This is a genomic window from Enterococcus sp. DIV0008, from assembly GCF_050542615.1.
GTDB classification, from domain to species: domain Bacteria; phylum Bacillota; class Bacilli; order Lactobacillales; family Enterococcaceae; genus Enterococcus_D; species Enterococcus_D innesii.
Genome location: NZ_CP172937.1, coordinates 2,576,936 through 2,599,066, shown reverse-complemented (window position 1 = coordinate 2,599,066; position 22,131 = coordinate 2,576,936). Strand labels below are relative to the sequence as shown.

The window sequence follows — 22,131 nt, the reverse complement described above, 5'->3', positions numbered from 1 at the left end:
AACATGGGATTATCAGATGATTTTTTATGGGGTGGTGCAACGGCTGCCAATCAAGCAGAAGGAGGCGTATTAGCAGGAGGACGTGGCTTATCAAATGTCGACCTCTTACCAACTGGTCCTGATCGCGCAAAGGTCGCTGCTGGTGAACTGGAAATGTTGGAATGGCAAGAAGATTCTTTTTATCCAGCCCAAACGGCCATTGATATGTACCACCATTATATGGAAGATATTGCCCTTTTTGCCGAAATGGGTTTTAACGTGTACCGGATGTCACTTTCTTGGTCACGGATTTTTCCAAATGGCAATGACGAAGAGCCCAACGAAGAAGGATTGCTTTTTTATGAGAAAATCTTCAAAGAATTGAGAAAACATCAAATCGAGCCATTAGTCACGATTGCCCACTTCGATGTTCCGCTGCATTTGATCAAGGAATTTGGGGGCTGGAAAAATCGCCGACTCATTGATTTCTATGTGACCTATGCGGAAACCGTCTTCCAGCGCTATCGCGGGTTGGTCAAATATTGGCTGACAATCAATGAAATCAATATTTTGCTGCATCAGCCCTTTGTAGGTGGCGGGATCGTCTTTAAAGAAGGGGACAATCGTCAAGAAATCAAATACCAAGCAGCGCATCACCAGTTAGTCGCCAGTGCCTTAGCAACCCAAAAGGCTCATGAGATCGATCCGACCAATCAAGTTGGTTGTATGCTGGCTGGTGGCAGTCATTATCCTTATACTTGCCGACCTGAAGATTACCAAGAAGCAATCAATCGTGATCGCGAAGGCTATTTCTTTATCGATGTGCAAGCCCGAGGCAAATACCCCAATTATGCCTTGAAAAAATTTGAACGAGAAGGCTTAACGATCAAAATAACACCTGAGGACGAGGCGATTTTAGCGGCTTCGCCGGTTGATTTTGTCAGTTTTTCTTATTACTGTTCGCGAACGGTCAGTGCCCATTCAGAAGACTATGCGCAAGCGACAGGGAATCTCTTTCCATCAATTAAAAATGAACATCTACCATCGACTGAGTGGGGGTGGCAGATTGATCCGTTAGGACTGAGAAATTCATTGAATCAATTGTATGATCGCTATCAAAAACCGTTGTTTATCGTAGAAAATGGGTTAGGGGCGATCGATACCCCTGATGAGAATGGGTTTGTCGCAGACGATTATCGGATCGACTATTTAAAAAAACATATTCAAGCCTTCAAAGATGCAGTGACGATCGATGGCGTGGAACTACTTGGTTATACTACTTGGGGGTGTATTGATCTTGTAGCAGCCAGCACGGGTCAAATGAGTAAACGCTACGGCTTTATCTACGTGGATCGAGACGATCAAGGCAATGGCAACTTGAAACGAACCAAGAAAAAATCCTTTGAGTGGTATAAAAAAGTGATCGCTTCAAATGGGGATTGGCTATAAGATCGATTGCCATTCATACTTTCAATAACGGAAATTAGAAGAACATATAACTTTGCAGTGGTACCTCTTAGAATGGGTACTACTGTGAAGTTTTTTTATAGACGTTAAGGCGAACGTCCAAAAATGAAATTGGATCTGCATTATCTGCCTATGAAGAATTTGGTAAAGTAAAGACAATGTAGAAAGCGTTATCATTAGTGTGGTATGATACAACTATTGATAACTATTATGGAGAAAAGTCTATGAAACATTCCTTTCAAGAAGAATTAAATCATGAGATAAAAAAACGCTTTTCACTATTAGCGATCCTAGTGTCAGCGTTCTTGTTTTTATTGTTGATTTTGTTTGTATTTGCTATCCAATATTATCAGTTGACGCTGGAAACAAATAATATAAGAAATAATTTTCATGAAGATCAAGCAGAATATAAAAAAATTTTAAGTACTATGAATAGAAAGTCAATTCCGTTATTTTTAAAAAACGAAAAAACAGATCGTGAAATATATAGCGAATATTATGAGCTGAGTGCTGAGCATCTATCCAGAGGTATTTTAGTGATTATGGATCAAGCAGGATCCATCAGATTTACCACTCAACAAACCGGACAAAATCCAGTTATTTCGCCCAATTATTTAAAAACAGTTCTTTCAGGAAATAACTACCACCGCAGCATGAGACGTATTACGAAAGGGGAGGACAGCAATCATTATTTAGTGATGATTGATACTATCAGTGAGGGAGGGACAGAGTTAGGGTATAGTGCGATACTGCTCAATGGAAATGACTTCTTACCTGAGGGCTTATATTATGGTACCAATTACATCATTGCTGATCAGTTTGACAATGTCTACGCAAATAATGCGAATCATTTTATCACAGGAACATTGAAAAAAATTAATTCGAATGTTTTTGATCGCTTCTTATTTTCCTATGATAGACAATTATACCTTTCTAAGAAAAGTCTGATTGGTCAAAATATTAACCTTTATACTTATTCGATGATTTTTCCAATCAGTGTATTGGCATTATTTGGTATCACTTCAGCATTGATTATTTTTCTAGTATTGCTATATCACTCAAAGCGTTTAGCAACTAAGATAGCCAAAAGAAACACGGTGAGTATTAAGATGCTTGTAGATGAAACAAAGAAAATCAGGAATGGTGAAAAGCAAAAAATCGAGATACAAACGGAAGATGAGTTTGAATTCTTAGCCGACAACATCAATGAGATGATGGAGGAATTGGATCGATTGATTCAAATGAAAATTTATTTGGAAAAAAAGAAGAATTTATATGAGATCAAGATGCTGGAAGCGCAATTTCATCCTCATTTTCTATATAACACTCTTGAAAACATCAGAATTACCAGTAAAATTGATACAGATTTGAGTGAAAGGCTGATTTTATCATTAAATCGAGTGCTGCGTTACAGCATCGATCATGCCAATGAAAAAAGCAATCTGATAGATGACCTTGCGATTTTACAGGATTTTTTGGAAGTTACAAAAATACGTTTTGAAAAATTTATTTACACGATCGATGTGGAAAAAGATCTGCACATGATTCAGATACCGCGACTGTTTTTATTACCGGTTGTTGAAAATGCAATCAAATATGGAATGAAAGAACGAAATGATCTTAAAGTAGCGGTCGCTGTATTTTCAAAAGGGGAAGAAATTTTTTTTGAAGTGCGCGATAATGGGCCTGGATTTGAAGAAGAATTGATTGAAAAAATCTATCTGCAGTATGAAGAAGAAGAGACGCATCATGGCTTGATCAACAGTTATCGCAGATTAAAAATAGAATATCCTTTTCTTGATTTGCGTATTTTTAATCATAAGAAAGGCGCATGTGTTCAATTTGTAGTTTGGAGGACTATCGATGGTGTATAAATTATTAATAATAGAGGACGAGCATTTAATTCGACGTTGGTTAGCCTATGCGATCGATTATTCTGATATAGGATTGAAAGTAGTTGGTGCTGCAGAAAACGGACAAGAGGGAGCTGATATGATTCGCAATTATCTGCCAGATATTGTGATTTCTGATATCAATATGCCGGTTATGGATGCCTTCGAAATGTTTGAACTGACGAAAGATCTCTTCTTCAAAAAAATCATTCTCTCAGGATACAATGATTTTTTTAATGCAAAAAAGGCGATTCATTACGGCGTTAGAGAATTTCTTGCTAAACCATTACAAACAGAGGAACTAAGGCTAAGCTTGCTTCAGCTAACGAATGAATTGGAAAACGAAAAGCGTTTGACCAATCAGAAAAAGTATGAAGCATTGGTGGTAGCTAGAAAAACGCACCACGATAAAGATATGATCGTTCATCAGGTACTAAGTTGGATCCATGAGTATTATGCACAAAAATTTACTATTGCGGATATAGCAGCTAGTTTAGGCTACAGTGAAAGTTACCTGTATAAAAAAATTAAAGACCATCTTGACATCACCATTAACGATTATGTGAATCGTTATCGAATCAAAAAGGCAATCGATCAATTAATCGAGGATCCAAATGTACTCATATATGAAGTAGCAGATAGGGTTGGATTTTCTGACTATAAATATTTCAATAAAGTATTTAGAAGATATATTGGTGTTTCGGTCACTGAGTTTAAGGAGGAGATTCTCTAAAGTGTAGAGAATTTTCTCCTTTTTGTATAGATGTGTGCTATTTTGAAAGCGTTTTATAGAGTGTATGATAAAGGTATACTTTGGAGAGGGGAATGAAAATGAAAAACAAATTTGTTTATTCAGTTATATGTGCATCGGCATTAGTTGGTTTAGCAGCTTGCGGCAATGGAGGAACATCCAACTCGTCAGACACTGCTTCTTCTGGCAGTGATACATTAGTGATTTATTCACCAAACTCAGAAGGACTAATCAACGCAACAATACCTGCTTTTGAAGAACGTTATGGGATTAAAGTGGACCTGATTCAAGCAGGAACTGGTGAATTATTCAAAAAACTTGAAAGTGAGAAAAATGCACCTGTTGCAGATGTCGTCTTTGGCGGTTCCTATACACAATATTCTGAAAATCAGCATCTTTTTGAAGAATATGTATCAGATGAAAATGACAATATTGAAGAAGATTATCAAAATCAAACCGGTTTCTATACACCTTATACGATTGACGGCAGTGTTTTGATCGTAAATCCAGACCTAACAGAAGGAATGACTATTGAAGGGTATAGTGATTTGCTGAATGATGATTTAGCCGGAAAAATAGCTACGGCTGATCCAGCTAATTCTTCCAGTGCCTTTGCTCAGTTAACAAATATGTTGCAAGCTCAAGGCGGCTATGAATCTCAAGAAGCTTGGAATTATGTAGAGGATTTATTTACGTTGATCGATGGAAAGATAAGTTCAAGTTCTTCCAACGTCTATAAAGCAGTTGCTGATGGGGAGATGGCTGTTGGTTTGTCTTATGAAGATCCGACTGTCAAACTGCTAAATGATGGGGCGAATGTAGAAATCGTGTACCCGAAAGAAGGTACCGTTTTCTTGCCAGCTAGTGCTGCAATCATCAAAAATGCAAAAAACATAGAAAATGCCCAAAAATTTATTGATTTTATTATTTCAGAAGATGTTCAAAATACGTTGGGGACAACGACAACAAATCGCCCTGTACGTAAAAATGCACAAACAAGCGATAATATGAAACCACTCAAAGAGATCAATACGATTGTAGAAGATTACGACTATGTAATTGAAAATAAAGATGAAATCGTCAATAAATATAATGAAATTTATGTTGGTATCCAATCCAAATAAGAAGGTGTGGAAAATATGAGTCAAATAACCATAAATAAAGCAAAAAAAGTCTATGACTTACAGCCAGTGATTGAAAATCTTGATTTGACAATTCCTGAGGCGTCTCTATTTACTTTATTAGGACCCTCAGGATGCGGAAAGACAACTTTGCTTAGAATGATTGCAGGTTTTAACTCGATCGAGGGAGGCGATTTTTACTTTGGGAGTGAGCGAATCAACAATATGGAGCCAAGTAAACGCAATATTGGCATGGTCTTTCAAAATTATGCAATTTTTCCTCATTTAACAGTGAGAGAAAATGTAGCTTTTGGACTTCGTCAAAAGAAAACTTCAAAGGAAGAACTGACAAAACGGACAAATAAGTATTTAAAGTTAATGCAAATCGACAAGTTCAGTGAAAGAAAACCGGATCAGTTGAGTGGCGGTCAACAGCAACGAGTTGCTTTAGCTAGAGCTTTAGCTATTAATCCGAAGGTTTTGCTTATGGATGAGCCTCTCAGCAATCTAGATGCGAAACTCCGTGTAGATATGCGTCAGGCGATACGTGAGATTCAGCATGAAGTAGGAATAACGACAGTCTATGTCACTCATGATCAAGAAGAAGCGATGGCTATCTCTGACCAGATTGCAGTAATGAATCTAGGGAAGATCCAACAAGTAGGAAGACCGAAGGAATTATATCATAGACCGAGCAACGAGTTTGTTGCTACCTTCATTGGACGAACAAATATGATTCCTGCTAAATTGATTCACGATGATGAAGGTACTAAGATCCAATTGTCTAATGGTTACCAGATGGCATTTCCAGAACTAGATAGTGAAATGGAACAAGATGTACGTTTAAGTATTCGACCTGAAGAATTTACCCGCAGCGATCAAGGTGATATTTCTGCCGTCATTATTGATAGTCTTTATCTTGGACAAAACACAGAATACTATATGAAGACAGAATTTGGCGAGAAAATTCAGGTCAGTGAGGAATCTACTTTTACAGAAGATTTGGGTGCAGGTGATAAAGTCAAGTTGCTGATCAAACGAAACAAGATCAATATATTTACCTCAGATGGCTCAATCAATCTTTTGGGGGTGAGATAAATGAACTCGGAAAGAAAAAAAATCAATATTTGGACAGTTTCTTCGTTGTTTATTTTTACAGCATATTTGATTTTCTTGGTCTATCCTATTGTTACTATCTTAGGACAAGCAATGTTTGTAGATGGAAGAATGTCTTTTAATAATTTTTCCCAATTCTTCTCCCAAAGTTATTATTTTGATACTCTGTTTAATAGTTTTAAAGTTTCGTTGACAGCGACTCTCTTCGCACTGATATTAGGAACTCTATTAGCATATTTTTTCTCGATGTATGCTTTTAAAGGTAAGAAAACCTTGCAAATTCTCATTATCATTGCCTCCATGTCGGCCCCTTTTGTCGGTGCATATTCATGGATCCTATTACTTGGACGAAATGGGCTGATTACTCGTTTTATGATGAACGTTTTTGGATTCCCACAAATTGACATTTACGGGTTCTCTGGAATTGTTCTCGTATTTACATTGCAACTATTTCCACTGGTTTTTCTTTATGCTTCGGGCGCATTTTCTAGTATTGATAATTCCATTTTAGAAGCGGCTGAAAGTATGGGCGCGCGAGGAATCAATCGGTTTTTTAAAGTTATTCTTCCACTACTTGTTCCTACGTTATTAGCAGCTGGTTTACTCGTTTTCATGAGAGCATTCTCTGATTTTGGTACACCTATGTTGATTGGAGAAGGGTATCGTACGTTTCCAGTTTTAATTTATACGCAATTCATAAGTGAAGTAGGAGGGAATGCAGCCTTCGCTTCAGCATTGGCCATTTTAGCCATTATCATCGCACTCTCTATTTTTCTTATTCAAAAGTATATTGCTAATCGTCATAGTTTTAGTATGAACTCATTGCACCCGATTGAGCCGAAAAAAGTCAGCAAAGGGAAAACTGCGATGATCTCATTTTTTGTCTATAGTGTGGTATTTATTGCCATTTTACCGCAACTCTATTTGATTTATACTTCGTTTTTAAAGACATCAGGAATGATTTTCGTACCCGGTTATTCGTTAGATAGTTACAGAAATGCTTTTGGCAGAATGGGCTCAGCCATTTTTAATACAATACGTTTGCCTTTGATCGCATTAGCAATCGTGATCGTTTTTGCTACGATGATTTCCTATTTAGCAGTTCGAAAAAGAAATATTTTTACTTCAATGATTGATAGTTTGAGTATGATTCCTTATATTGTACCAGGCACAGTTTTAGGTATTGCCTTTATCACTTCGTTCAATACAGGGATTGGCGGCACAGGGATTCTAGCCATAACAGGTACAGCATTTATTATGATCGCCTCGCTGACAGTCAGAAGATTGCCTTATACTATTCGCTCATCTGTTGCAAGCCTTCAACAGATTTCGCCAAGTATTGAAGAAGCGGCAGAAAGTTTGGGAAGCACACGAATGAATACGTTTGTTAAAATAACTATTCCCATGATGATGTCCGGAATCGTGTCAGGAGCGATATTATCTTGGATAACGATGATATCAGAGCTTTCTACATCGATCTTGCTGTACAATGTACGAACTCGCACAATGACAGTTGCGATCTATACTGAAGTAATAAGAGGAAATTATGGTATTGCGGCGGCCTTGTCAACGATATTAACTGGCTTGACGGTTCTTTCATTAATGCTTTTTATGAAAGTATCGAAAAGCAAAACAATCACTATGTAGCGGAATTCAAAAATAGTTGTAAGTCACATGATTTCGAGGTATCGGCTTTTCGAACCGCTCTATTTAAGGAAATGAACGCCAACAGAATCTCCTGCTGGAAATTATGCGGCATACACATGAATCCAAATAAAAAAGTAGAAGATCTAAATTATCTTTAAGTAAAAAAGCACTCGCTTCTAAACGAGTGCTTTTTACTATTGAATAATTTGCCATTCTTGAATTTTTTTCAAGAGTACCGCTTTGTCGGCAGCTTCCGCAAAGGAATGCTGAGCGGCGGTTTCGTTTAAGAAGCGCATCTCTGATTCGGTCATGTCGCAATGATGAGCCATTTGCAGGTATTCATTGGTCAATGTCGTGTTTGAGACCGTTCGGTTATCGGTGTTCAAACAAAAAGGGACCTTGGCTTCTAGCCATTCTCTTAATGGGTATGCCGAGTATGTGGGAATCGCACGAGTATGAACATTGCTAGTAGGACAGCCTTCGATACAGCGATTTTGTTCTCGAACAAACGCTTGGGCAGTGTGGTCTCCTTTTAAGGCGATGCCGTGGCCAATCCGCTGCGCACCGCTTTCGATGGCTTGATAAATGTTTTGCACACAGCCACATTCGCCTGCATGTAAGGTCAGCTGGACACTTTGGTTCTTGAGGAACACTTGATAGCTGGCAGCTAAATCAGGGACGTACCCATCTTCTTCTGGACCTGCCAGATCAATGCCGACTACTTTTTCATCGGTAAGAGCGATCGCTTCATCAAAAATCGCCGTAATAGCTGGTAGGTCTTCTTGACGCATCCCAATGACCAAAACATTGCCTTTGATTGGGTAGCGTTCTTCTGCTCGTGCGATGCCTTCAATCACGGCTTGGATGGTCTGGCTGCAAGTAAGTCCTTTGTCCATCGATAAGCTGGGAGCAAAGCGAATCTCAATATAAGCGACCCCATCTTGAGCAGCTTGTTCCATCACGTCATAGGCGGCGGCAGCTAGCGCTTCTTGTGTTTGCAGATACGGCCGAACGAAATCAAAACAGCTAAGGTAATCCCTCAGGTCATGACAATCCTTGGGGGCTTGCATCTGTGCTTTCACAGCTTCTATGTCTTGCTCGATCGGTAGTTCTTGCTGATTGGCGATGGCGATCAATGTTTCTGGACGAATGGAACCGTCGAGATGGCAGTGAAGTTCTACTTTAGGAAATGCTTGGATTTGTTGTTGAGTAAGCACAGTGTTCCTCCTGTCTAGGTCGAATTTTTTTTAAGTATGAATATAGCATACTTCCAAAGCCCATGCTACCCAAAAAAGGAAATTCTCATAGAAAGCAAAACAGCAGCCGCGAATTACTTGTGCGGCTGCTGGTTTTATTGTGGGAGAGTGACTCAAATCAATTCCGATAGATCGGTAAAAGGCAATGACAGATCGTGAGCGGCTTCTTTTGAAGTAAATGCGCCCTCATAGGCGATGACCCCTTTGGCAAGTGCCTGATTTTCTCGCAACGCTGCTAAAGGATCGTTCGCTAGCTGCTGGGCATACGGCAAGGTGGCAATGCTCAATGCGATGGTTGCCGTTTGTGGTACAGCACCTGGCATATTCGCCACTGCATAGTGAATAACTTCTTCCCGGATATAGGTTGGCTCGTCGTGGGTGGTGACTTTGTCTTCGGTCTCAAAAATTCCGCCTTGGTCAATGGCAATATCGACGATCACAGATTTTTCAGGCATCTGTTTCACCATGTCGCGGGTCACTAAGCACGGAGCTTTTTGTCCTGGCAATAAGACGGCTCCTACCACCAAGTCTGCGGATTGGATCGTTCGTTCGATATTCAAGCGATTGGAATACAAGGTTTGGACTTGACCAGAAAACTGTCGATCCAGCTCTTGTAAGCGTGGGATCGAAACGTCTAAAATCGTTACTTGTGCGCCCAGACCTACGGCGACTCTCGCGGCATTCTCACCGGCAACGCCACCACCAATGATCGTTACCCGACCTTGACGGACGCCGGGAACACCTGAAAGCAGGATCCCTTTTCCGCCATATATTTTTTCGAGAAATTGTGCGCCGATTTGAACAGACATTCTTCCAGCGATCTCACTCATAGGCGATAGCAGAGGCAGGGTGCCGTTCGCCAGCTGGACGTTTTCATAAGCAACAGCGATCACTTTGCTGTCGATCAATGCTTGAGCAAGCTTTTGATTGGCGGCTACGTGGAAATAGGTGAATAAAACCAGTCCCTCATGCAAAAAGGGGTATTCTTCTGGTAAAGGTTCTTTGACTTTCATAACCAATTCAGAGGCCCAAACCTCTTCAACGGTAGTAATCGTAGCGCCGACTTCCTGATACGCTTGATCAGAAAAGGTTGATCCTGCACCAGCGCCTTGTTCAACGAAGACTTCGTGTCCGTCTTGGACTAACTCATAGACTCCCGAGGGCGGCAATGCCACACGATTTTCATTGTTCTTGATTTCTTTTGGGATACCGATTTTCATAGACTTCACACCTTTCTTTCTTCCATTATAATAGAAAGCGGATTCCTAAGGGGAGAAAGAATGGTTTTTTTATTAAAAAAGTAAGATCCAGTTGCTGCTTTCGGGACGACAAAGAAAAAAGCCCCCAATGGGACTTTTTTCGATCAATCAGCTGAAGGTCCAAAAGCGCAAGCTTTGATCAGCGATTTCATCTAGTGTGTAATAGATAGAGTAATGGGATTTTTCTGGATCATCATTGGGATCTAAGACAAACACTTGATCGTCCATCATTCCACCTAAGACCATAATATGGCCGCCATCTGTAAATTCCCCTGGGGTCATAGAAACGATGACGGGATGGTTTTGTTGCAAATAAGCTTCAACGCTGGCTAGATCTGTGCCGAGATCATAATAGTTGTAGCCGTTTGCATCGGCAAAGTCAGAAAAAATCCGCCAGTCCGTTCCTTGGCCGTCAACGTAATAATGATCTCCTGCCCAATCGAGGACTTCCAGTGGCGAAATGGGATAGCCTTCAAGGTAGGATTGAACCATCGCAAGAGAAGCGATCGCGCAGCCGTTTTCTGCCAAGGTCTGGCTGCCGTCATTGCCATAGGATCTATCGGCCCATTCTTCGTTCGTCTGCAAGAAAATCGGTGTTGTGATGTCCATTTCCCCTAAGTAAGCATTGATATCTTCACTTAAAATAGCTTGGGAGTAAACATAGTCGTCATCGTAGCTATCATCATAGGCAACGGCGGTAGACACGTGTTCGGACAACTCTCCGTACAACACGTGATGAGAGATTCGATTGAACCCTATCCAAATCAACACCAATCCTGCTAAAACAATCATTGGCCGACGCTTTCGATAAACATCTGTCTGTTTTTGCATTTTTCCCTCCTTGTTTTACGAATCGTACGTATTCATCCTGTTCTTTTAAGTAAAACAAAGGAGGGGGAGCTTGTCATCGGCCTACAGACCGATTCCACGATCAACTTTCAAATACCTCTAGTTCTAAGCTAGTATTTTCCCATGCTTCTAATAGGGCTTCTTGTTCAGTGCGGGCTTGTTCTAACGCTTGATTCAACGCGGTCAATTTTACATGATCATTCAACGCTTCTGGTGCGGTCATGTCTTGTTCCAGTTGCTGGATCGTTTCTTCTATCTTGGCAAGCTCTTCTTCGATTTGGGCGACTTTTCGCTGTAAGGTTCTAACGGCTTTTTGCTGTTCTTTGCTTTGGACAAAGTTTTGTTTGCCTGCTGAAATGGTGGTTTCGGTTGTTTTTGCTTCCAGCATCGCTGCGATTTCAGCTTCTTCTTGTTTCTTTTCTAAATAATAATCGTAATCGCCTAGATAGAGCTTGCTGCCATTTTCAGACAGTTCCACGACCTTGGTGGCGATTCGATTGATAAAGTAGCGGTCGTGAGATACGAAGAACAACGTGCCTTCATAATCGATCAGGGCATTTTCTAAGACTTCTTTGCTGTCGATGTCTAAGTGGTTGGTTGGCTCATCCAAAATCAAGAAATTGTCATGGTCCATGGCTAATTTTGCCAAAGCGACACGGGCTTTTTCGCCACCGCTTAACAGCGTGATCGGCTTTTCAACATCTTCTCCCGAAAATAAGAAGCTGCCTAATATATTGCGAATCTCGACTTCAGGTGTGGTACTGTGGTCATCCCAAAGCTCATGGAGGATCGTTTTGGTTGAGTGCAGATCGGATTGAGTTTGGTCATAGTACCCGATTGAGACATTGGCGCCAAAATGGACCTTTCCTTGAATAAAGGGGATTTTATGAATCAGCGATTTCAGTAAGGTTGATTTGCCGATCCCATTCGGTCCTACTAAAGCGATCGCATCTTTGCGCCGAACATCTAAGTCGATGGGCGCCGATAAGACTTCTTCTTCAGAATAACCGATAGCGGCATTTTCTACTTGCATTACAACATTTCCTGAAGGTTTTTCAATGGAAAAAAGGAAGTGGGCGGACTTTTCATCTCCTTGCGGGCGATCCAACCGGTCCATTTTCTCCAATTGCTTACGGCGACTTTGCGCGCGTTTGGTGGTAGAGGCACGGACAAGATTGCGGGCAACAAAGTCTTCCAGTTTATTGATTTCTTCTTGCTGCTTTTCAAAGGCTTTCCATTCGCTTTGCAGCTGTTCGGCTTTCAGGGTCAAATAGCGGCTGTAATTGCCTTTGTAGTGGCGCATTTTTTGGCGACTCAGTTCGTAGACTTCGTTGACGACTTTGTCTAGGAAGTAACGGTCATGGGAAACGATCAGCAACGCACCGGCATATCCTTGTAGATAGTTTTCCAGCCAAGATAACGTTTCGATGTCTAAATGGTTGGTCGGCTCATCCAGGATCAAGATATCAGGTTTTTGCAGCAGCATTTTTGCTAATGCCAAACGGGTTTTTTGACCACCGGAAAGGGTATCGATCGGCTGTGTGTAAAAAGAAGGATCAAACTGAAAGCCGTGCAAGACGGAGCGAATTTCATTTTCATAGCCATAGCCGTTTTTTTCTGCAAATTCATGCTGCAACTGGTCGTATTCTTTCAGGAGATTGCCAGAGTCAGCAGCAGGATCTGCTTCGGAGATAGCGATCTCTAAGGTACGCATGCGCTGCTCCATCTGCCGAACCGTTGCAAAAGCTCCTAGCATTTCTTCCCAAACGGTGGCCTGACTATCAAGTCCGGTATCTTGAGCTAAGTAGCCCATCGTAGCAGTTTTGTTTTTAGCGATCGTTCCTTTATCAGGACTTTCGAGTCCAGCAATAATTTTCAGTAGCGTTGATTTACCAGCACCGTTGCGCCCAACAAGCGCGATTCGGGAATTGCTGGCAATCTCTAATTGGATATTTTCAAATAAAACCTCGGCTCCGAAAAGACGGGCGATTTGGTTGGCTTGTAATAAAATCATGTGTATGTCATTCCTATCTTTAAGAAACTTGTCTGTATCAAGGTTGCAATACTACAAGTCTATCATATTTTAGGGGAAACGGCGATTGGGAAAAAGTTTGATTTTACCATTATAAAATTTATATTTCAAATTATGAGCATTCAAATTGATTTTTGAACAATGTATTTGTTATGATAGCTTCATCACAAGTGAATTTTTCACAATGGGGGAGTATTCTTTGAAAGATCATCAAATTCCAAAGGCAACAGCGAAGCGATTGCCTTTATATTATCGTTACTTGCGTATTTTGCACCAAGCAGGCAAATTAAAAGTTTCTTCGACCGAACTAAGTGAAGCTGTTCAAGTTGATAGTGCGACGATCCGCCGCGACTTTTCCTACTTTGGTGAATTAGGAAAACGCGGCTACGGCTATGATGTTGAAAGCTTGATGCAGTTCTTTGCGAAGACATTGAACGAAGACCACATGACGAATGTAGCTTTAGTCGGTGTCGGAAACTTGGGGAGCGCCTTGTTGAAATACAAATTTCACCAAAGCAACAGCATTCGGATCAGTGCCGCATTTGATGTCAACGAAGATCTAGTTGGTCGAATCGTAGATGGTGTGCCGGTCTATCCAATGGATGACATGAAGGAACAAGTGAAGATCCAACAGATCGATGTGGCTATTTTGACGGTTCCCGCACAACATTCACAAGATTTAGTGAACGAGCTTGTGAAAGCTGGCATTAAAGGAATCTTGAACTTTACACCTGCGCGAATCACTGCACCAAAAGGCGTGCTGATTCAAAACGTTGACTTAACCAATGAATTGCAAACATTGATTTATTTCTTGCATTCAGGCAACGTCTTGTCACATGAAGAACCAGTAGAAGAACCATCACTAAGCGAATAATCGCATCACATAAATAGGAACCAGCAAAACAGCTGCCAGATCGTAGTATACACAACGATCTGACAGCTTTTTTTGACTTTTATTCACTGAACTTACTCGTCTAACTGGTCAAAAAGTGATTCGTAGGAATCTTGCTCCTCAACGCTTGTGAGCGCTTTTTGATACCGCAAGATTTGTTGAGTCAAACGTGTGAAATCGATGATGCGGGCTTCACGATGCACTTCTTTCCCATTCGCGAACAAGAGGACGACGGGAACCGTCAAGACCGAAAATAAACTGGCTGCTTCTGGCTCTGCCAGCGTGTTGATGGTAAATAGGGGGAGTTGTTGGGTTTGTGCCAGTGTTTGGATGCGTGGTTTGTCTGCAACACAAATACTGCAATTCGGTTGAGAGAGATAGAGTAGTGCCAACGGATGTTGGTCGAGCTGCTCTTGGATCGGTTGATTTTTTTGCATAAGTCATTCCTCCATGGAAAATGTACGCTGTTCTTGAGGAAAAGTCAAAATATCTGCTAGCAGCTGATCGCTTAAATGAGTAAGAAGGATTCAAAGATAAGGGAAATCTAAAGCAACGATTAAAAAAATAGGCTGCTTTAAAAAAAACGTTGTATAAAAAAAGGAAAAAACGTATAGTAATTCCAGCGTTTCGAATTTATTGATAAAGAAGGTTAAAGTTATGTTTCAGGCATTACCGAATTCTGTCCTGCAAATGAGTGTTATTTTTTTATCTATCGTCATTGAAGCCTTGCCCTTTGTCCTATTGGGCTGCTTGATCTCAGGTGCTTTACAAGTCTTCTTGACGCCAGAAAGAGTCACGAGACTCTTACCAAAAAACAAATTGGCATCGATCACAGTTGGTTGTGGTCTGGGGGTCTTTTTTCCTTCCTGCGAATGTGGGATCGTACCGATCGTTAATCAGTTCGTAAAAAAAGAGGTTCCAGTGTATACGGCGTTTGCCTTTATGCTGACTGCACCGATCATCAATCCTATCGTGATTTTTTCTACATTCATTGCCTTTGGAAATTCCGCGAAGTTCGCCTTTTTGCGTGTACTGGGCAGCTTATTGGTCGCAATGGTCGTGGGGATCTGGCTGGCGTATTTTAACAAACAAGAGGTCTTAAAAACACGGCTTGCCAATCAATTAAGTGGCGGGAATGAGCAGGCAGCTCACCGACACCATCATGGGCATGATCACGCCCACCATCAAACAGAAAAGACCAGTCATCCGCTCCTTCGGCAGATTCGTCATTTGCTGCAGCATAGTTTGGATGAGTTTTTCGATACTGGGCGTTATTTGATCATTGGTGCGTTGATCGCCTCAGCGATGCAGACCTATCTGCCAACTGGCTTGATGCTGACATTAGGCTCCACGAAGCTGTTAGCGGTCTTCGTCATGCTGCTGTTGGCACTAACGTTATCCCTATGTTCCGAAGCAGATGCCTTTATCGGCTCTTCGTTGTTGAGTTTATTCGGCACGGGACCAGTCGTCGGTTTCCTGGTTTTTGGTCCAATGGTAGATATTAAAAACCTGTTGATGATGAAGCGGTACTTTTCGGGGCGTTTTATCGCTTCTTTAGTTGGTTTAGTCGCAATCGTCGTTTCAATTTATGCATGGGTGGTGTAAAGAATGATTCGTTTTTTGATCTTATCAGGCTATTTTGAATTAATGATGTATTTGCAAGTGACGGGCAAACTCAATCAGTTTATCAACATTCATTATCGCTATCTCGCTATTTTATCTATGATCATTTCTTTATTGTTGGCTTTGGTCCAGCTGTACTTTTGGGTCAAACAAGAGCCCGATCATCATCATGACGACGAGCACCAGCATGGATTAGGGAAAAAATACCAACGAGTGATTGCGTATTTTCTATTAGCCTTACCGATCATCGTGGGGCTCTTTTTCCCCACCGTTAGCTTGGATACGACGATCGTTGAAGCAAAAGGGTTTAATTTCCCCCTAAGTGAAGAATCTGTAGGGGATCCAGAAATGACGACCCAATATCTGAAACCCGATACAAGTCTTTATTTTAACAAAGAAGATTATGACACTCAGATGGATGCCGCATTGGCACGTTACGCCAAAGATGAGACGATTGCGGTAACGGAAGAAAATTACTTGGAAGTCATGGAGTTGATCTATACGTACCCGAGTGAATTCATTGGTAAGAAAATCACCTATGATGGATTTGTGTACCATGCAGATCAAGATGATGCCAATGAAATCTTTTTGTTTCGTTTTGGCATTATCCATTGTGTGGCTGATTCAGGCGTTTTTGGCTTGCGAGTGGAATTACCTCAACAAACAACGGCAGAAAATAACCAGTGGCTCCACGTGGAAGGGACGATCCAATCGAAGTACTATCAACCCTTCAAACGGGACTTGCCGATGGTGGTAGCAGACCAAGAGAAGACGATTGAAGCACCAGAAAATCAGTATGTCTATCGCGCTTTCTAGCTTTTTTTAAGAAAGTTCATAAAAACATCATAAACCTTTGTTATAATGGAGAAAATCTAAGCATATGTTTGTAGTTTTATCAAACGTTTAGTACAATATAGAAGGAACATATGCTAAAATCTATACAAAAGAGAGGTGTCGTGAAATGGGTTTTACAGATGAAACAGTTCGCTTTGATTTTGATGATAGCCGTAAAAAAGAAGTCAGCGAAACATTAGCTATCGTCTACCGAGCATTAGAGGAAAAAGGATACAATCCGATCAATCAAATCGTCGGTTATCTCCTTTCTGGCGACCCGGCTTACATTCCTCGTTATCGGGATGCCCGGAATTTGATTCGTCGTCACGAACGGGATGAGATCATGGAAGTTCTGATCCGTTATTATTTAGGCAATCACGGGATCAACCTATAATGAGAATCATGGGATTGGATGTTGGTTCGCGGACAGTCGGCGTGGCGGTCAGTGACCCAATGGGCTGGACAGCACAAGGGATTGAGATCATTCGCATCAATGAAGATGAAGGCAATTTCGGTTATGATCGACTTGCTGAATTGGTGAAAGAATATGAAGTCTCACGTTTTGTGGTAGGACTACCTAAAAATATGAATAATACGATCGGACCTAGAGCGGAAGCTTCTATGGCTTACGGCGCAGCGATCGAACAGCAATTCGGTTTGCCGGTCGTTTACCAAGACGAACGTCTGACGACCGTTCAAGCAGAACGAATGCTGGTAGAACAGGCGAATACCTCGCGTGCCAAACGAAAAAAAGTGATTGATAAATTAGCAGCAGTCATGATTTTGCAGAATTATTTAGATGGTGCTGGGAAACAGCTGTTTTAATTTACAGAAAAGAGGAAAATAAATGTCAGAACATACACACGATCATAACCACGATCACGATCATGAAGGACATGAACACATTACTTTAATCGATGATCAAGGAAATGAAACATTATACGAAATTCTATTAACGGTTGACGGTACGGAAGAATTCGGCCGCAACTACGTCTTGCTTTATCCAGCAGGCGTACCAGAAGAAGAAGATGTTGAATTACAAGCGTACGCTTATATTGAAAACGAAGACGGTTCTGAAGGTGAATTAGAACAGATCGAAACAGAAGCAGAATGGGATATGATTGAAGAAGTCTTCAACACATTCATGGCGGAAGAAGAAGAGTAATAAGCTGCAAGTGCTGGCCCTTTTCATAAGGGATCAGCACTTTTTTTGATTTTTAACGACTGTTTATTATAGAAGCAAGCCTGCTTTTTTGAAAGGAATGAGTAAAATGAATCACGTAACGATTTTTGAGCTTGAAAAGATCGCAGAAGAGCAGCTAGTTTTTGCGGTGATCATCAGCAAGTATCAAGAAAAGCTCGTCTATGTCAAACACAAAGAACGAGACACATTAGAAATACCCGGAGGTAAGCGAGAACTAGGAGAAAGCATCACAGAGTGTGCCGCCCGTGAATTAAAAGAAGAAACAGGCGCTAAGCAATTTACTCTAGAGCCGTTATTTATCTATGGGGTAGAAAAAGACGGGGAGACCGATTACGGCTTGGTGTTTGAAGCCCAGATCACGGACTTGCAGGATGAATTGACCTCAGAGATCGAAGCAATCTATGTAATGGCAGAGCCGCCTACCAGCTGGACATATCCAACGATTCAGCCGTTGTTATTGGCAGAATATGTTAAACGAGCAAAATAATAATTCAGCCAGCTCAATGGAGGGCTGTCTTGAGTGGGAAAGTAAAAGAAGCTTATTTGAAAGAGTGAGCGAATGAGTTGCGTGATCCTACAATCAGGCGTAGGATGAAAATGTAAACGTTATCTTATTGGAGAGTAGGGAAAGGCATGGAAAAAATTTATCAAGCAAGTACAGCAGAAGGAGCAATTGATTTTATCAATATGCGCGATTTGGAGATCGCGGCAGAGGAAGTGATTCCTAAAGGTGGGTATGGCTATATCAGCAGTGGTGCGGGGGATATTTTTACCTATCAAGAAAATGAACGCGCCTTCAATCACAAATTGATCATTCCTCATGTCTTAAAGGACATTGAATTACCGGACACAACGTTGTCCTTTGGCGGTGATACGTTGTCAGCGCCAATCATTATGGCGCCTGTGGCTGCCCACGGCTTAGCAAATGTTGCGGCAGAACAAGCGTCAGCCAAAGGTGTTTCACGTTTTGGCACGATCTATACGGCGAGTTCGTATGCCTCTTGTACGTTGGAAGAAATCCGAGCAGCTGGTGGCCAAGAAGCGCCGCAGTGGTTCCAATTTTATATGAGTAAAGACGATGGCATCAATAAAGACATCTTGGCGATGGCAAAACGCAATGGCGCCAAAGCGATCGTTTTGACCGCAGATGCAACTGTTGGGGGCAATCGAGAAACGGATCGCCGCAATGGCTTCACCTTTCCGTTGGCAATGCCGATCGTTCAGGCCTATCAATCAGGGATCGGACAAACGATGGATGCCGTTTACGGCTCCTCAAAACAAAAATTAAGTCCCCAGGATGTCGCTTTTATCGCCAAAGAATCTGACTTGCCAGTTTATGTCAAAGGGGTGCAATCAGAAGAAGATGTGGAACGAGCTTTAGGGGCAGGTGCACAAGGGATTTGGGTCTCAAATCACGGGGGACGCCAATTGGATGGTGGCCCAGCTTCCTTTGATTCCTTACAGATCGTGGCTGAAGCAGTGGCAGGTCGGGCGCCGATCGTCTTTGATAGCGGGGTACGGCGTGGACAGCATGTCTTTAAAGCGATTGCTTGCGGAGCAGATCTAGTGGCGATCGGCCGCCCAGTGATCTATGGGTTGGCTCTAGGTGGTGCTACCGGTGTTCAACAAGTCTTTGATTTCTTCAAAAAAGAATTGGAGATGGTCATGCAGCTTGCGGGGACGCAAACGGTGGCAGATATCAAAAAAGCCGTTTTACGGGACAATCGTTATTTATAAGCAATCCCTCAAAAAGCACTCGAGTCGTTGACTCAGGTGCTTTTTCAATGATCCTTTCTGATCCTGAAGAGCAGAGGAAACAGTTCTTTTCGCCGTAAAAAGTGTATATGATTTTGAAACAATTGCAAAATCCGCTACACTTAAAAGAGACCAATAAACTAAAGGAGAGAGATTGATGATTCCAAAAATTATTCATTATTGCTGGTTTGGCGGCAATCCATTAGGTGAACAAGAAAAGAAATACATGGATACCTGGAAAAAATATTGTCCGGATTATGAGATCAAACGTTGGGATGAATCAACGATCGACCTTTCAAAATTCGGTCCTTATCTAAAAGAGGCCTATGACCAAGAAGAATGGGCATTTGTGTCAGATGTGGTTCGTTTGTATGCGTTAGTGACAGAAGGCGGTATTTATATGGATACCGATATCGAGGTGGTCAAACCTTTAGATGAGCTCTTGACACTGGAGGCATTTATGGGCTTTGAGATCGAAACCAAGATTTCTACTGGGATCATTGGAGCGGTGCCGCACCATCCCTTTATGGAAGAATGGTACCACGATTACGATGACCGAAAATTTGTCCGGGCAGAAAAAACGGAAGATGTCGTCACCAATGTGATCCGAGTGACGGAACTGCTGCAAAACCACGGATTAGAATTGAATAATCAACGACAAACCGTTAAAGGCGTAGAAATCTTCCCGCAAATGACGTTTTCACCAAAAAGCTATATCACGGGTGAGGTTGAAGAAGATCCGAGTACGATGGTGATCCATCAGTTTTCTGGGTCTTGGTTATAAAAGAGTAAGTCTATGAAAGGACGGACAGTGGGAAAGCTGTCCGTCCTTTTTGCTTTTGCAAGGGATAATGGAGATGTGATAGAATAGCTTGATAAAAAAAGGAGGCGTTTTGATGGCTATCAAACGATGTACTTTGGCAGATTTAGAAGAATTGGGAGAAATCAGCGTATCCACCTATTACGATACATTTGCTCCTTTCAATACGGAGGAAAATACCCGCATCTATCTAGAAGAAGCCTACAATCTGCCGAAACTGACCCGAGAGTTAGAAAATCCGCAATCGGCGTTTTATTTTTTACAAGAAAATGATCAAACCGTAGGATATATCAAACTTAACTGGGGGGAGGCGCAAACGGAAGCAATCGCCCCAGAGGGGTTGGAAATTGAACGAATCTATATCAAAAAAGAACATAAGCGGATGGGCTATGGCAAAACACTGCTGCTGTTTGCCCAAGAGACCGCCAAAGAGCTGCAGAAAAAGTCGATCTGGTTAGGCGTTTGGGAATTCAACGACAATGCGTTGGCTTTTTATCATACGATGGGCTTTGAAAGAGTTGGCAGTCATTCCTTTTTTATGGGGGATGATGAGCAGACGGATTTCTTGATGCTAAAAGAACTTTGAGTGCCGCCTTGTATGAGGAATTAGAAATTACTTTCCATTTTTTTGGCAATCAAGTATAGTTAAAGGGATTGATGAAAAAAGAACGATTGGTGAAAACCATCGCTAAGGAGAGCAATTGTAAATGGAAAAACAGAGAAACGAAAGTATTTTGTCACGTTTTTTTAAAGGCGTGGTGATTGCCTTGGGCTTTATCTTGCCTGGTGTTTCAGGAGGCGTATTGGCAGCCATCTTAGGCATTTATGAGCGGATGCTGCGCTTTATGGCACATCTGACGAAGAATTTTAAAGAGAATTTCCTCTTTTTCCTACCAGTAGGGATTGGGGGAATCGTAGGGATCGGTCTTTTATCGAAGCCATTAGAGTGGCTGCTGCAAAATTATCAAATCATCGTTTTATGGGGCTTTGCGGGGGCAATTATTGGGACATTACCGGCACTTGCCAAAGAATCGACTTTAAAAAGCAAACGAACAACCGGTGATTTGATTTGGTTCTTCGGCAGTATGGTCATCGGCTTCTTGTTCCTCTATTTTATGGGCGATATCTTAGGAACGATTCCTGCCAATTTCATAGGTTTTGTGATCGCCGGCGGTCTGATCGCGTTAGGTGTTTTGGTTCCCGGCTTGAGTCCTTCAAACCTTTTGCTCGTTCTGGGCCTTTATGATCCGATGTTGAAAGGCTTTAAGAGCTTTGACATCATGGGTGTCTTTCTACCGATCGCCATTGGCGGCTTGGCAGTGATGCTGTTGTTTTCGAAATTGATGGAGTGGCTATTGACCCATTATCATTCAAAAGTCTATCACTTCATTTTAGGGATCGTTATTGCCTCAACGGGTTTGATCGTGATTCCTCCGGTGGCAAACTATAGCGGCTTTACTTGGATAACGGCCGTCATCGGAATTATCTTGTTTGTCTTGGGGGCTGGGTTAGGTCTTTGGATGAGCAAGCTGGAAGAAAAATACAAGTAAATCAAAACGGCACATCGTTTGGCGATGTGCCGTTTTTGTTAGGTAATGATGAGGGCAGCTAAGAAGAAGCGCTGGTCGACAGCT

22 protein-coding genes are annotated in these 22,131 nt (G+C 41.6%); 17 read left to right on the top strand and 5 right to left on the bottom strand.

All coding sequences use genetic code 11. The annotated features are described in order from the left end of the window. Positions 1-3 precede the first annotated feature (3 nt). From IGI84_RS12200 to IGI84_RS12175, 6 genes are all read left to right on the top strand, one after another. The gene (locus IGI84_RS12200; RefSeq protein WP_194195098.1) at positions 4-1,428 is read left to right on the top strand and encodes a 6-phospho-beta-glucosidase; all 1,425 of its coding nucleotides are present in this window, start codon (positions 4-6) and stop codon (positions 1,426-1,428) included. 242 nt (positions 1,429-1,670) lie between these two features. Then, positions 1,671-3,320: a sensor histidine kinase gene (locus tag IGI84_RS12195; RefSeq protein WP_194195097.1), complete on the top strand. Its 1,650-nt coding sequence runs from the start codon at positions 1,671-1,673 to the stop codon at positions 3,318-3,320. Then, positions 3,313-4,071 (top strand): response regulator transcription factor, encoded by a 759-nt coding sequence (locus IGI84_RS12190; protein WP_186366377.1) that lies wholly within the window; start codon positions 3,313-3,315, stop codon positions 4,069-4,071. Before IGI84_RS12195 ends, IGI84_RS12190 begins: the two co-directional genes overlap by 8 nt. Positions 4,072-4,169: 98 nt before the next feature. After that, entirely contained in the window at positions 4,170-5,213 is a 1,044-nt protein-coding gene (locus IGI84_RS12185; protein ID WP_144771384.1) for an ABC transporter substrate-binding protein, read from the top strand. A gap of 15 nt (positions 5,214-5,228) precedes the next feature. After that, the gene (locus tag IGI84_RS12180; protein ID WP_144771385.1) at positions 5,229-6,308 is read left to right on the top strand and encodes an ABC transporter ATP-binding protein; all 1,080 of its coding nucleotides are present in this window, start codon (positions 5,229-5,231) and stop codon (positions 6,306-6,308) included. Beyond that, positions 6,309-7,973 carry an ABC transporter permease gene (locus IGI84_RS12175; protein WP_144771386.1) on the top strand — a complete coding sequence of 555 codons (1,665 nt, stop codon included), beginning with the start codon at positions 6,309-6,311 and terminating at the stop codon, positions 7,971-7,973. 194 nt (positions 7,974-8,167) lie between these two features. Here the strand turns inward: IGI84_RS12175 and add are convergent, their stop codons facing one another. From add to IGI84_RS12155, 4 genes are all read right to left on the bottom strand, one after another. Further along, positions 8,168-9,190 (bottom strand): adenosine deaminase, encoded by a 1,023-nt coding sequence (gene add / locus IGI84_RS12170; RefSeq protein ID WP_216682327.1) that lies wholly within the window; start codon positions 9,188-9,190, stop codon positions 8,168-8,170. Between the two features lie 152 nt (positions 9,191-9,342). Beyond that, positions 9,343-10,449, bottom strand: coding sequence for an alanine dehydrogenase (gene ald, locus IGI84_RS12165; RefSeq protein ID WP_216682326.1), 1,107 nt, complete (start codon positions 10,447-10,449; stop codon positions 9,343-9,345). Positions 10,450-10,596: 147 nt separating this feature from the next. Beyond that, positions 10,597-11,319: a C39 family peptidase gene (locus IGI84_RS12160; protein WP_220426390.1), complete on the bottom strand. Its 723-nt coding sequence runs from the start codon at positions 11,317-11,319 to the stop codon at positions 10,597-10,599. Positions 11,320-11,419: 100 nt separating this feature from the next. Further along, a complete protein-coding gene (locus IGI84_RS12155; RefSeq protein WP_142425483.1) occupies positions 11,420-13,351 on the bottom strand; it encodes an ABC-F family ATP-binding cassette domain-containing protein in 1,932 nt (643 codons plus the stop codon). Positions 13,352-13,568: 217 nt separating this feature from the next. On the opposite strand from IGI84_RS12155, the gene IGI84_RS12150 reads away from it, so the two are divergent. Beyond that, positions 13,569-14,243, top strand: a complete 675-nt coding sequence (locus IGI84_RS12150) for a redox-sensing transcriptional repressor Rex (protein WP_005228549.1) — start codon at positions 13,569-13,571, stop codon at positions 14,241-14,243. 92 nt (positions 14,244-14,335) lie between these two features. Here the strand turns inward: IGI84_RS12150 and IGI84_RS12145 are convergent, their stop codons facing one another. Next, entirely contained in the window at positions 14,336-14,698 is a 363-nt protein-coding gene (locus tag IGI84_RS12145; RefSeq protein ID WP_096741580.1) for a thioredoxin family protein, read from the bottom strand. A 220-nt stretch (positions 14,699-14,918) separates the two neighbouring features. Between IGI84_RS12145 and IGI84_RS12140 the strand changes: the two genes are divergently transcribed. The 10 genes from IGI84_RS12140 (at position 14,919) to IGI84_RS12095 (ending at position 22,047) form a co-directional block, all read left to right on the top strand. Next, positions 14,919-15,866, top strand: a complete 948-nt coding sequence (locus tag IGI84_RS12140; protein ID WP_216682324.1) for a permease — start codon at positions 14,919-14,921, stop codon at positions 15,864-15,866. A gap of 3 nt (positions 15,867-15,869) precedes the next feature. Then, the gene (locus tag IGI84_RS12135) at positions 15,870-16,700 is read left to right on the top strand and encodes a TIGR03943 family putative permease subunit (RefSeq protein ID WP_220426389.1); all 831 of its coding nucleotides are present in this window, start codon (positions 15,870-15,872) and stop codon (positions 16,698-16,700) included. Between the two features lie 145 nt (positions 16,701-16,845). Further along, positions 16,846-17,112: an IreB family regulatory phosphoprotein gene (locus tag IGI84_RS12130; protein ID WP_005228556.1), complete on the top strand. Its 267-nt coding sequence runs from the start codon at positions 16,846-16,848 to the stop codon at positions 17,110-17,112. Further along, positions 17,112-17,543: a Holliday junction resolvase RuvX gene (ruvX, locus tag IGI84_RS12125; RefSeq protein WP_005234242.1), complete on the top strand. Its 432-nt coding sequence runs from the start codon at positions 17,112-17,114 to the stop codon at positions 17,541-17,543. Before IGI84_RS12130 ends, ruvX begins: the two co-directional genes overlap by 1 nt. 22 nt (positions 17,544-17,565) lie before the next feature. After that, the gene (locus IGI84_RS12120) at positions 17,566-17,883 is read left to right on the top strand and encodes a DUF1292 domain-containing protein (protein WP_005228559.1); all 318 of its coding nucleotides are present in this window, start codon (positions 17,566-17,568) and stop codon (positions 17,881-17,883) included. A 106-nt stretch (positions 17,884-17,989) separates the two neighbouring features. Further along, on the top strand, positions 17,990-18,409 hold the full coding sequence (locus IGI84_RS12115; protein ID WP_081117531.1) for an NUDIX hydrolase: 420 nt from the start codon (positions 17,990-17,992) through the stop codon (positions 18,407-18,409). 146 nt (positions 18,410-18,555) lie between these two features. Then, complete coding sequence (locus IGI84_RS12110) at positions 18,556-19,659, top strand: alpha-hydroxy-acid oxidizing protein (RefSeq protein ID WP_010749842.1); 1,104 nt, start codon at positions 18,556-18,558, stop codon at positions 19,657-19,659. A gap of 175 nt (positions 19,660-19,834) precedes the next feature. Next, the gene (locus tag IGI84_RS12105) at positions 19,835-20,461 is read left to right on the top strand and encodes a glycosyltransferase family 32 protein (RefSeq protein WP_010749841.1); all 627 of its coding nucleotides are present in this window, start codon (positions 19,835-19,837) and stop codon (positions 20,459-20,461) included. A 112-nt stretch (positions 20,462-20,573) separates the two neighbouring features. Next, on the top strand, positions 20,574-21,083 hold the full coding sequence (locus IGI84_RS12100) for a GNAT family N-acetyltransferase (RefSeq protein WP_086297857.1): 510 nt from the start codon (positions 20,574-20,576) through the stop codon (positions 21,081-21,083). Between the two features lie 121 nt (positions 21,084-21,204). After that, positions 21,205-22,047, top strand: coding sequence for a DUF368 domain-containing protein (locus IGI84_RS12095; RefSeq protein ID WP_216682319.1), 843 nt, complete (start codon positions 21,205-21,207; stop codon positions 22,045-22,047). The last annotated feature ends 84 nt before the right edge of the window (positions 22,048-22,131 follow it).